Genomic DNA, 12652 nt, shown 5'->3' with positions numbered 1-12652 from the left:
CAACTAAAGTTGTAGATTTCATACAGATAAACGTTCGGTTTCTCGATTACTACGATCTTGATTCATTTTTTGATAAACTTTAATATTTTGATAAACTAATTCAAGTAATTTAGCAGCTATATCCTTTTTCTTTGCAAGTTCTAGTAAATACCCTTGCAAATGATCCCCCTCTACCGATGACCATTTTTCCATATCCCTCTGTAAAGAGGACTTCATATCATATCCAAGAGCATCGATTGATTTCATATGCTCATCCACAATATTTTCAGAAATAGGTGCACCATGAGCTCTCATAATATTAGCGCATTCTTCAAATAACTCACGGATCGTTGCTCTTCCACCGTCACTTTCTCTAATTGGACCGATTGGGGCACGCATAAGTGACGTAACGCCAGACATTACAGTAATAAACAAATATTTATGCCACATATCGCGTTCAATCTGCTTACTTTGGACAAAGTCAGCTTTTGAACCGCTAAATGCGTCAGCAATTGTTTTAATACGATCAGTTTCTTTGCTTAAGAATTCACCAAATACAAGTCTTGCAGCTTTACTTGTTTGAACAACTTCCCCAGCTTCATTCAAAGTTGTTTCGATAAAACATAAACCGCCTATAACCTTTTCGTCACCAAATGCCTGCTTTAAAGGATTTAGATGAGCAATACCATTCAAAAGAGGTAAAATAACAGTTTGATCACCTACGAACGGTTTTACATCCAAAATAGCGTCGCTTAAATGATATGACTTAGTCGAGAAAAGCACGATGTCAAAAATCTCGGCAGGACTCTTTGCAGTAATTAGATTCGGTTGAAATGAAAAATCACCATTCACACTACGAATAACTAAACCATTTTCCTCTAGCTGTTTTTTCCGATTAGCTCGTACTAAAAATGTAACATCTTCTCCTTTTTCTACTAAGCGTCCTCCAAAATAGCCGCCAATTCCTCCAGCTCCTAATACAAGAATTCGCATAACACTCTTCCTTTCTATTAATATCTAATTCATAATCCCATTTCGTACTGCATATAGTGCCAATTGAGTTCGATCTTGAAGCTGAGTCTTGGCTAATATATTCGAAACATGGGTTTTTACAGTTTTTTCTGTAATAAATAATGATGCTGCAATTTCTTTATTACTCTTTCCCCTCGTAATTTCCTTCAATACATCCATTTCTCGCTTAGTTAATTTGTCTTGAAATGACTCATCGTTCTTCGTTTCGATCTTCCCAGTTAATGCAGAAACTAATTGCGTCGTAACCTTCGAATGAAACTGTTTTTCCCCATCGTGTATCTTTCGAATCGCAGAAACGAGCTCATCTGGGTCACTATCCTTTAAATAATATCCGGCTGCACCTGCTTCAATTGCAGGTAAAATATGATCTTGATCATAAAAACTAGTTAAAATCATTACTTTAACTGTTAAGCCCTCTATTTTTATTCTTTTGGTTGCTTCAATTCCATCTAGAACTGGCATCGCTAAATCCATGATGACAATATCAGGTTTTAACTCTTTAACTAATCTTAATGCCTCTTCTCCGTTCGATGCTTCCCCAATAACTTCGATATCATCTTGCGTATTTAAGAAGAAAATAAGTCCTCTCCTAACTACATGATGATCATCAGCAATTACTATTTTAATAGACATAAAACGCTCCTTTTTAAAAAGGGATATTCGTCGTAATTTTTGTTCCTTTATTCAAATCACTTTCAACTAAAAACGACCCTTTTATCGATTCGACTCTTTCCTTCATGCTTTTCAAACCTAATGTTGGAATTTGTACATCCTTTGGGCATATAAAACCGACACCTTGATCTCGAATCGTCATTTTTACTTTCTTTGTACTGATTGATAATTGTAAATATACCGTATTTTGTCCTGAATGTTTTCTACAATTATTAAACGCTTCCTGACCTACACGCCATAACGTTTCTTCTATTTTAGAAGGTAATATCGTTGTTCCTTTTACATTACTAATTACTTTTAAGCCTAGCATTTCACCATAATTAATTAATGCACTAACTATTCCTTTTTCAATACCCTGTGGTCTAAGCTGCCATATTAAGGCTTTCATTTCTGCTTGTGCTTCTTGGGCAATTTGTTGAATATGATTAAATGTATCCTTTGATTTCAGATTGTCGGATACATTTGCACCTGCTTTGGCAGTTACATTAATCGAAAACAATAATTGACTAACTGAGTCGTGTAAGTCCTTTGCAAGACGATTTCTTTCTTGAATCACCTCAAACTCTTTTACCTGTTCTGTTAATTGAATTCGTTTAATTGCTGTTCCAATTTGCAACGCAACTGCACCTAGTAAATTCAATTCTTCCTGATCAAATTTTAATTTATTAGAAGCAGCAACATTTAATAAACCAAAAGATTCTTCACCTGCTTGCAGTGGTACAGTCGCATGATGAGTGACACCATTTGTTTCTCCCCAATTATGAATAACTGAGTCTTCTAATCTTTTACATTCCATAATGTTTGATGCCTTATTGAGTCTTCCGGTATTATATTTATCTACACACCAACAATCTCCATTGCACATTGGCTTAGCCTCTTCGTTCATAAGAGCAGGAGGTAATTCATGTGAAGCGACTAATTCGAAGCCCCCATTTTTATCAATTAAAAAAATCCATCCTGTATCTAGACCCGTAACTTGAATTAATTTGGCTAAGGCACAATTGAGGGTACTGTGTAAATTAGTACCCTCGTTTAATATTTCAGCAATTTCTTTTAATACTTGTAGCTCTAAAAGAAATGATTCTTTTTTCATACTTATGCTAATTCCTTCATTCGACGATCAAGTTGTTCAAGCACCATCGGCCATGCTTGCTCGTGTTGGTCTCTTGATAATTCATCTGGGAATCCTGCATGTGTCAATCTAATAACTGCAGCTCCACTTTCATTTGTTGAAAACTCCACAGTTATTACAGTCTCCGTTTTGGATCCAGAAGTGAACCAAGTAATCTCAACAAGTTGATTGTGCTCAAGCTTTAAAAAGCGACCATAATGTGGATGACGTTTATCCTCAAAATGCGTCTCAAAGAAAAATACAGAATTAACCTCTGCCTTCATAATCACTGAACCAGGCGCAGCAAACCAATCACCAAATCTTTTTGTCCAAGCTTCATACAACACATCTATAGAATTTTCCATTACTCGTTCCACAGTGAGACTATGTGGCCTACTTGATAAATCTGGATAACTAATAATATTCATATTAATCCCTCCAAAAGTTTTATAGTTATTCTTTTTCATTAATTATAGCTAGCATTTGGTGATCTTCCCATTTCCCATTTATACGAACGTTTTTCTTAGCAATTCCCTCTTTATGGAAACCTGCTTTTTCTAATACTCTTATTGAACCAATGTTATGCGGCATTACTCCTGCTTCAATTCGATGCAATTTTAATTCATTAAAGGCATATTCTACAACTAACTTTGCTGCTTCAGTTGTATATCCTTTACCATTTTGTTGTTCATCTAAAGAATAACCAACGAAACAACTTTGTAAGTCTCCTCTTAAAACCTCTGCTAGCATCGTAAAACCTATAAAAGCGTCTGTTTCCTTTAAAAAAATACCAAAGCCATAATACAGATCATTGTCGCTTTTCTCTTTATATGACTTAATGCGATCCTGCTGAGCTTCCAAAGTATAGAAACTCTCGTCTTTTATATATGTAAAAGGTTTAAAAAACTCTCTATTTCGAACTTCGTATGATAAAAAATCCTCTGCATCTGCAACTTCTAAATGTCTTAAATATATATTATTACCAACTAATTTCATCTGTTTCCTACACTCCCTAATTTCCCTGCTTTTTCCTGACCCATTAAACGCCTGTTGCCCATATTATTCTTGGATCAATCTTACGGACTAGACGATACGCTATCGGTTTAAAACCATTTTTTGGCCAGAATCTCGAGGATTCTAAATTCGTTATTCTCCAATCTGTTTCGCAAAGTTTATAGCCTTCTTTGTCAGCAAAAGTAAGTCCATGCTGTAATAAGGCCGTACTAACACCCATTCCACGAAAAGATTCGACCGTTGCTCCTACTACTAAACTAATGCAAAATTCAGGTGTTAATAAATTCTCATCAGATGCTGCCGCTGATTCAAATACTTGGAAACCTACAATCTCTTTTTGATAGAGTGCTAACCATAACGTTGCTGCTTCATCATTAATAATTTCTGCGTAACCTTCCTGATAGTCATCTCTTTCTTCAATAAACCCTGGCGCAAATACCGGTGATTTCGCTTGGTGTTCCATGATCACAGTTGCTAAATCACGTATTCTTTTTTCATCTTCACTAGTAGCCACTCGCATCTGTATATCTTTAAATACTTTATCCGAAGAAACCGACAAATCACGTATACCATGAACCTGCTCAAAGGCAAATCCTAAATGAAGCCAAGCATCTAAAGTAGACCTATTTCCACTTGGTACCATTACGTAATGATTAAACGAACCAAGCTCTACCATTTTCTTGGCAAACACTGCATATAATTCACGATATAATTCTTCATCTTCACTTTCTGCTATAGCCATTCCTGCATATTTAATCCAAGTATGACGTTCCCGATTTTTATCTGTTTGAATAGCGCCAATCATATAGCCAACTAACTCGGAACCATTCATCGCAGCAATACCAAAACTATCCTTTTCATTTAAAAGCGCCTCAATAGCTTTCTTAGCATACGTAGCCTCTTCAAATTTAGATGGTAATTCATGGTTTATACTTCGGTCATACATATGACGGATAGCCAAAAGACTAGCCGCTTCATCTAAATGTATATTTTCGAACGCGATAAATTTCATAACAAACCTCCTTGCAACTTTTACAAGTATAACTACTTAATAATTCTGACTATTTAAATTATCTTTTCATTTACTCATAACTAGTTCCATAAAAAGAGCACTACTTCCTGCTTATAGCTGGATAATGCTCTCTTTCATCAAGTAAAATTCAACAACAATCCCATGTGTATAGCACATTCGTAAAATCCTTTTTTAACAAATCCTCTTTTTTAATAAAGAAGTTCGCTACACCAACGTCGCCAAACATACAATCAATTTTATCATCACTATCAATTTGTAATAACAAGATAGAGTGATTTTCAGTTTTTTTAATATATTCTCTTGGATCTGATTGTGTAAAGTATGGATATCCTCCAATTCGATGACCATCTCCACTAAAATATTCAAAATAAAGCTCACCAAGTTCTTCATAATCGTCATTGTCAATTTCTGCGTCAAACGGTACGTCTAAGTTTATTTTTTCAAAGTCCATTGCTTCAGGGGATATTGGTTGGGCTGTTAATTCAAAATGCATTGCAGCTTCTTTCCCAATTGGAAATTCATCTTCTACAGTTATAAAAGAGAAGTCCTCAATTAAGTTTGTTTCATTTAAACTTTCATGATAGATAACTCTAAAGCTCTTTTGACTAGTTGGATGATCAAAATCTTGCCCATACAGATCATCAATAGCAATATAAAATTGAAGTAATCCTGATGTTGGAAAATTTTCTAATTTTGGTAACTCAGAAAAATTAATCTGAGCAAGTAATTTCATAGGCACATCATTTTCATCCTTTGGATACTCCATACTAACTGGAAAATAAGGGTGCCCTGAAAATTTACTTTCTATTAAAGAAGTCTTTCTTACGATTGGCTCAATTTCAACTGAATCTTTAACAGTAGACTCAATTGTTTCTTTATAAATTTGTAATTCTTTCGGTAAAATTAATTGTTTAACCATGAAGCACCTTCTTTTATATTTGTTAATTAAATCATATCAATTTTCTTAAAATTAACAATTTAATTTAATTAAAAATAAAAACCACTGTCAATTTACAGTGGTTAATCAATTATTGCTTAATGAAATTCTAAAAACTCGACTCTATTCCCAAACGGATCATTTACAAAAAATCGAGTACGACCTTCTATTGGTGGTTCCTCTTTGATTTCAAATTTGAGTTGAAGAAGTTGCTCTCTTAATGCCTCTATGTTTGTAACAATTATACCAGGGTGAGCTTTTTTAGGTGCTATAAAATCTTCTTGAATACTAATATGAATTTCTTGATTACCACAAATAAACCAGCATCCACCTCTGCCTTTTAAATTTTCCGGCTTTGGCAATTCCTTCATACCTAAAATTTCATTATAAAATTTTCTAGCTTCGTCCTCTCCACCCTTTGGACAAACTAATTGAATATGATCAATTCCTTTTATTTCAAATCCCACTGTTAACACCTCTCTCATTATGAAATGATACCTTTAGATTACCAGAACTAATACATAAGAAAAGCATTACTTCTATAGAAGTAACGCTTTTCCTAATATTCTTACATATTATACTAGCTCTAAGCCATTTGTAATAAGATTCTTTAAAGAATCCTCTTTTCTTAATGCTTCCAATTCAGCTTTTAGTGGCTCAACAATTTGCTCTAATTTAGCATTAACTGTTGCAATTTCAAGTAATTCTAAACGTAATAACCAATCACTTTGGTGTTCACGATTAAGCTCATTATGCACAGCAATTAATTTAGAAATACAGTCATCACAGAATGTATTCTTTTCTCTAATTACTCTAACTTCTTTATATAATTTTTCTAATTCAGTTAATGGGGCTGGTGCTTCCATTTTGAACTCTACTTCTTTAATTGAATCACTAAAGTAAGATGTTGGGTCAGCTGCACCAGGGTATGCTGATTCAATTCGAGAACCAACTGCCATATCAAAAGTTCCCCACTCTTTTTTGAATAATTCTTTTCCTTCGTAAGTAACAGTGCAGTCTTCAAATGAGATTAATGCAACTTTGTCTTCATTTTTAATGATATTTACAATCCTACCGGAAGCGCTTACATTGCTTAAGAATTCTAAATCAACAAAGTTCCCTACGACAATACCTAAATTTTCAAGTGCAGCATCGTCACATTCTTCTAATTCAATATTTCCTTTTAGAAGTCCAATTGGCGTACCAAATCCTTTAGCATGGTAGTCTTTTCCGTGACCTTCTAATTGCTTATTCTTTATTGAAAGTGCTGTTTCGCCAGTTGTATTAACGTAAATTGCTTCACCGTTTTCGTCTTTTACGATTGCATGAACAATTCCAGTTACACTTAATCCAGAATTTAATTCAAATGTAGCAACGCTTTTCGATTTAAGAGCTTTATCTAAGCTTTCTGTACCACCTACACGGAATGCCATAGTGCTTGCCAATTCTTCAGCACCTTGCATTAACTCATCGAAATCTTTGCATACAAATAATTGTGCTTGCATTTCAGTTATATTTTTCGGTTGTAATGTAGAAGCTTCAATCGAAAACGGTAGTCTTTCAACTGCATCTGTAAAGCAATGTGTGCTTTCACCTACTGATGATAATAAACCAGCACCGTAAATTTTTGGATTATCTAGTTCACCTATTAGACCATATTCAACTGTTCTCCAGAATACGCGTGAAATTTTTTCAGCTTCTGAAATTCCAACTATTGCTTTTTGTCTTTCTTCAACTAATTTTTGTGCAGCAGCTTTTTCTTCTGGAGTCGATTTTGGATCTTCCATTACAATCGTTAAATTTCTAACTGCTTCAAATAGTTCTTGTTTTTCTTTTGTAGCAAATGCCTTTGCACCAATTGAACCAATTTTTTGTACGTATTCTCTAAATACAGGATCAAATAATATTGGCGCATGTCCTGCAGCCTCATGAATAATATCTGGAGCAGGTGTATATTCTATATTCGTGATTTGTCTAATTTCAGTTGCGATTGGTAAAATACCATTTGCTAACAGTTCAAAAAATGCAGCGCCTGGAATTAATCCATTAACGATCCCTGCGCCCCAATCGATTTTTGAAAGGCACTCGTTCATTTCAGCTACATTTGGAATTTTTTCCGTTTCAATTCCTGACATCTTTAGTCCATCGACAAATGCAGAATGTGCTTTATCTTTTAATGCGTGATGATTTTGTCTCATTACATAGCGCCATACAGCATGATCAATCGGCGTGTAAAGATCATAATTTTGCTCCGATAAGTATTGTTTCAAATGAGGTGGTATTATTTTTGTTTCAAAAGCTGCTTCTTTCATGTCATCAATTCCCCTTTTTAAAATTATTTCACTTAAAAATCTATTACTCTACTTTCTTAAAAATACCCGTTCTATCTATATCTTGCTAAAAGCTTTTTTGAGCATTTTTAAGCAAGTTTCCATCATTTAACCATTTCTACTTTTTCCAAATTACTCCTTCTTTCTACAAAATCTTTTTTTATTCGGTATACATAGTCATAATCAACCAAACACATCACCCCTTTCAAACATGAAATGTGGAAGGCGTTTGCTAAAGCCCCGACAAGCATAAGACAAAGGCCGATAAAGGTTGGTTTTTACCTTTATTGGACTTTGGCTTATGACCTCGAGGGGCTAACGCCTGGAACTAGACAACTCAAAAAAAAGACAAGCATATATTTCACCTTAGTTCTTCTCACACTAGTAGCTTATTCCGTTACATCTATACATGAATCCAAGTTTTTTGAACATAAAAAAATCCCTACTGTTTGCACAGTAGGGACGAACTTTAAATTCGCGGTACCACCCTAGTTATTAGCTGTTTTACTAAAACTTACTAATATCTTCATTTCATAACGGCTCTTCACCGTCTTCCCCTCACAATTTTGTTTCGAAGAAGATGCTCGTGGATTGTAATTCATGTCGTTTTATGTACTGATTTGCAGCAACCATCAGCTCTCTGTTACAGGGAAAACTTCACTACTTTAGTTCCATTCATTGCTTATTATTTAATTAAATTATTTTCTTAAAATAAAAAAGTCCCTACTGTTTGCACAGTAGGGACGAAATAGTCTATTCGCGGTACCACCCTAAATTATTAGTATTAAAAACAATACTAATATCTTCATTTCATAACGGCTCTTCACCGTCTTCCCCTCACAATTCGTTTCGAGGAAGATGCTCTAGGATCGTAATTCATGTGTTTTATGTACTGGTTTGCAGCAACCACCAGCTCTCTGTTACAGGGAAAACTCCACTACTAAAATTCCTATCATTGCTTTTCGCGATTCAATTAATACATACTTTATTCCTATTTTCCGGAAATGTCAACACTAATACATATTATTTTTTTTTGAAGTTTTTATTATTTTAATATAATTAAAACCCTTACCTATAGAAATATTTAATTAGAAATATATACTTTAGACTCACAAACTAAATGTTAATTACGTATCTCGATTTTATAGTAGTAACACACTTTTTCTGTCTAGCCTAAACAAGGATTTGGCAATCAATAAAACGAAAAAATCTATTATCTAGGTTATTTACTAGTACCATAATCTTATTCATGCCAATGCTATTTTCGCTCTTTAATATTTACTTAATTTCCCATTGAAAATTTACACATATTCTATTTAGCTTCATCTTTTTGAAAGAAAAGAAGATAATGTTATATTAATAAAATTTACCCCTGGCATATTTACTAACTTCTCTAATAAATATCTAGATCTGTTTCCTTTTATTGAGTTAACTAACATATGGTATTGGTGTTTGAGTAAACATACTGCAATTTAAAATTACATGCTCAAAATGGGTCGATTAGTTTACATAGTTTTTTCAGATTTAAAAATTAATACATTTCTTTTGAATATTGAATACTTTGGAAATATTTGGTTTTGTATACTTAATTACTGAGGAATATTTATCCAATTATATATTAGAGTGAATGTTGCCTGTGATGAAAAAGATAATATAACAAAATCACCTATTCTTAAATTGGGGAGTAATAAAATATTAGGAATGATAGTAGTTTTACCAGTTGCAATTTTAATGATTGCTGGAATTATTTATGGTGTAATCAAATCAATTAAAAGAACTCGCTCTTAATTAAATTATGCAGAAAAAAATAATAGATTTAAAAGGAGAGTAATCGTATTCGAATTACTCTTTTTTTATCTATTCTTGCTCATCAAATCTTTTCGATTATTTCCCTTCATTTAAAACTTCTGAAAATTAATGATTTTATACCCTTTATATTTAATCATATTGACAATCTTCTTATATAAAATATAATTAATTTATAATATGTTAACTAACAAGTAAAATAAGTTAACATAATGAGAGGGAGATTTTGTAATGCAACAAGAAAGATTAAAAATGCTTATTAATTCAGCTTTATTTGCAGCAATTATTGGTATTCTATCTCAAGTATCTATTCCTTTGCCCTTTTCTCCTGTTCCAATCACAGGACAAACATTAGCAATTGGCTTAGCGGCTACGATTTTAGGTAAAAAATACGGAACAATCTCGTTACTTCTTTATTTAGCACTTGGCGCAATCGGAATCCCGGTTTTCGCAGGTGGTGCTGCGGGGTTTGGCGTACTAGTCGGTTCAACAGGTGGTTATTTAATTGGATTTATTCCAACTATTTTCATCATCGCTTACTATATTGAAAAAACTAAGTTCACAGTCTTAAATGCAATGATTGCAAACACAATCGGAATGTTTGTAACGTTAATTTTTGGTACTGTGTGGTTAAAAATTGCAGCTTCTCTAAGCTGGCACGATGCAATGGCTTTCGGTTTTTATCCTTTCATTATTCTTGGATTAGTTAAAGCCTATGTAGCATCTGCATTAGGCGTTATTATCGGAAAACGTTTAGCAAAAGCTAATTTATTAAAACGTGATGAAATTTCAGCGTAATACAAAAAGAGCTCACTCTTATGATGTGAACTCTTTTTTTTAAATGATATTTCATTGAACATCAACAGCTTTAACGACTGATCGATCTCCTTTTTGTTGGACTGTAACAATATACTTAGATCCGCTTCGATTGTATTTGTCCATTTGGCTTTCGGGAATGTAAAAACGACTTAGATTATGGTTGATTACAATTTCATTTTCTTCTCCAATATATGTGTACTGAATAGTTGCTTTAATATATTTTGTATGTTTTGGACGATGATCCGTTACATAATCTAATTGATAAATATCGTTTTGTCCCTTTTGAAAGACAATATAAACGTTTTCCCCTTCTTTCGGTTTACCATTACCTTTCCAATTCTTCATTGTTATAGAGTCAAAGTCATACGAAAGGGCTGCATAATGTCCTAATAAAGGTTCTACTGGGTCCAAACTCTGTGAATTTATTTTAAACGTATCGGCTGATTGCTTAAAGTACATTATGTTTCCAAGTAAAGCTAGTAATAAAACAAATTGAATGATTGAAAGCAAAAGTAATTTCTTCTTATTTTGCATGTTCATCACCTCTTGCTTTTTTCGATTGGGTATAGACGAAATATAATACTACTGCAAGGATAATAAACACTATTGATTTACTTATAAATGAAATGGCAAATCCTGTATAAATTCCAATTACGAGTGAAGCAAATGTTATAAAACCAATAATAATGCTTCCCTTTTCCTGGCCTGATACACCTTTAAATAAACGTATACATGAATAAGCAAATAATATTAATACACCTACGATCATATTGGCTAATTGATCTTTTACCCCTAATATTGGTAATACGAATATAAACAAGAAGATCCAAAGATAATTATTAAACAGTATATTGTCCTTCCACTTCTTGTACACAGTATAGATTGCTAATAAAAGGATTAATAGAATGATCGTATCAAACAGTGGCACTGCAATCGGCTTTAAAAATCCATGTGAAAATTCCTTTTGTAACTCGTGGATTACATCATATGATCCTCCAAATAATGAAGTGAAAAATGTGAATAGCCATATAAATATAGTAAATACAGGTAAAATAACATAATTAATCATCCCACGTTCATTTAAATACCAAAGAATAAACACTACTAGAATAATCGGCGTCATATATTGGCGATCTGAAAATGTCTGGAAAAACATAATGACAATATAGCCTAGAAATGTGTAATTAAAGCTAGCATTCCATCGATTCTTCATTATTTTCAAGAAATAAATGGAGCAAAGTAGCAATGGAATTTGAAGAAGATAAACATGGGACGTTTCTATTCCTGCACTATAACTTAAACTAAAAAATCCGATTCCTAAGAAAAGATAATAGAACATGTTATGTTTCAATACATAATAGTAGAGGAACGCGAGCATTGTCCAAGTGATCAAAAATACTGGACTGTCACTAGTAAATTGATACATTTGTACAATTAAAACAAATGCACATGCATACCCAATCACGTTAATAAAATTTAAACAATGTCCAAACAATTCTTTACCCTTTTGATAGCTTATAAAAGCAACTGCATGGAAAACTAATAGTGTTACAAAAATAATAACTAACCTCATAGTTTGACTAAATTCGTTCCAGTTACTACCCACAAGTGCTAATATTGAAAATGCTACAAGTAATGCAATTAAAAATGGCACAATATCTCCTAAAAATGATTGTTTTTCAGCTTTAGCTCGATGCCTTTCATACTCAACTATTCGATTTAATGATTCTTCATCTAGTAAGTTATGATTGTGCCATTCTTTTAGCTTCTGATCTATTTTACTCATGTAATCCCCCCTTTTAGTAGCAGTTTATAAAACTACTTCCATTACTATTATAATTTCTTAATAAAACATAAATTACTTTTAAATCTAAAATTTTAGGAGAATATGTTTAAATCTATATTTGATGGTTAATCAA

The 12652-nt window shown here is 33.0% G+C and carries 12 protein-coding genes and 2 other annotated features; of the genes, 1 reads left to right on the top strand and 11 read right to left on the bottom strand.

Annotated features, from left to right (window positions below; genetic code table 11):
• Window positions 1-18: 18 nt before the first annotated feature.
• From panE to COI44_RS13830, 9 genes are all read right to left on the bottom strand, one after another.
• A complete protein-coding gene (gene panE, locus COI44_RS13870) occupies window positions 19-972 on the bottom strand; it encodes a 2-dehydropantoate 2-reductase (protein WP_098428493.1) in 954 nt (317 codons plus the stop codon).
• Window positions 973-996: 24 nt separating this feature from the next.
• Window positions 997-1644: a response regulator gene (locus COI44_RS13865; RefSeq protein ID WP_098428492.1), complete on the bottom strand. Its 648-nt coding sequence runs from the start codon at window positions 1642-1644 to the stop codon at window positions 997-999.
• Window positions 1645-1657: 13 nt separating this feature from the next.
• The gene (locus COI44_RS13860; RefSeq protein WP_098428491.1) at window positions 1658-2776 is read right to left on the bottom strand and encodes a GAF domain-containing sensor histidine kinase; all 1119 of its coding nucleotides are present in this window, start codon (window positions 2774-2776) and stop codon (window positions 1658-1660) included.
• Between the two features lie 2 nt (window positions 2777-2778).
• Window positions 2779-3222, bottom strand: a complete 444-nt coding sequence (locus COI44_RS13855; protein WP_098428490.1) for an SRPBCC family protein — start codon at window positions 3220-3222, stop codon at window positions 2779-2781.
• Between the two features lie 25 nt (window positions 3223-3247).
• The gene (locus COI44_RS13850) at window positions 3248-3790 is read right to left on the bottom strand and encodes a GNAT family N-acetyltransferase (protein WP_098428489.1); all 543 of its coding nucleotides are present in this window, start codon (window positions 3788-3790) and stop codon (window positions 3248-3250) included.
• Window positions 3791-3833: 43 nt separating this feature from the next.
• Window positions 3834-4820, bottom strand: coding sequence for a GNAT family N-acetyltransferase (locus COI44_RS13845; RefSeq protein ID WP_098428488.1), 987 nt, complete (start codon window positions 4818-4820; stop codon window positions 3834-3836).
• 148 nt (window positions 4821-4968) lie between these two features.
• The gene (locus tag COI44_RS13840) at window positions 4969-5760 is read right to left on the bottom strand and encodes a YwqG family protein (RefSeq protein ID WP_098428487.1); all 792 of its coding nucleotides are present in this window, start codon (window positions 5758-5760) and stop codon (window positions 4969-4971) included.
• Between the two features lie 116 nt (window positions 5761-5876).
• On the bottom strand, window positions 5877-6245 hold the full coding sequence (locus COI44_RS13835; protein WP_098428486.1) for a VOC family protein: 369 nt from the start codon (window positions 6243-6245) through the stop codon (window positions 5877-5879).
• A gap of 108 nt (window positions 6246-6353) precedes the next feature.
• Window positions 6354-8090 (bottom strand): aromatic amino acid hydroxylase, encoded by a 1737-nt coding sequence (locus COI44_RS13830; RefSeq protein WP_098428485.1) that lies wholly within the window; start codon window positions 8088-8090, stop codon window positions 6354-6356.
• Between the two features lie 473 nt (window positions 8091-8563).
• Window positions 8564-8796 (bottom strand) — a binding site (T-box leader).
• Window positions 8797-8844: 48 nt separating this feature from the next.
• Window positions 8845-9073: a binding site (T-box leader), on the bottom strand.
• A gap of 1072 nt (window positions 9074-10145) precedes the next feature.
• Here COI44_RS13830 and COI44_RS13825 point away from each other — a divergent pair.
• A complete protein-coding gene (locus tag COI44_RS13825) occupies window positions 10146-10712 on the top strand; it encodes a biotin transporter BioY (protein WP_069034947.1) in 567 nt (188 codons plus the stop codon).
• A 51-nt stretch (window positions 10713-10763) separates the two neighbouring features.
• Here the strand turns inward: COI44_RS13825 and COI44_RS13820 are convergent, their stop codons facing one another.
• Both COI44_RS13820 and COI44_RS13815 read right to left on the bottom strand, forming a co-directional pair.
• Window positions 10764-11267 carry a GDYXXLXY domain-containing protein gene (locus COI44_RS13820; protein WP_179887125.1) on the bottom strand — a complete coding sequence of 168 codons (504 nt, stop codon included), beginning with the start codon at window positions 11265-11267 and terminating at the stop codon, window positions 10764-10766.
• Window positions 11257-12519: a DUF2157 domain-containing protein gene (locus tag COI44_RS13815; protein WP_098428483.1), complete on the bottom strand. Its 1263-nt coding sequence runs from the start codon at window positions 12517-12519 to the stop codon at window positions 11257-11259. Before COI44_RS13815 ends, COI44_RS13820 begins: the two co-directional genes overlap by 11 nt.
• Window positions 12520-12652: the final 133 nt, after the last annotated feature.

It is taken from the genome of Bacillus sp. AFS088145 (assembly GCF_002564465.1).
GTDB lineage: Bacteria > Bacillota > Bacilli > Bacillales > Bacillaceae_G > Gottfriedia.
This window is presented reverse-complemented; position numbering and strand designations above follow the sequence as displayed.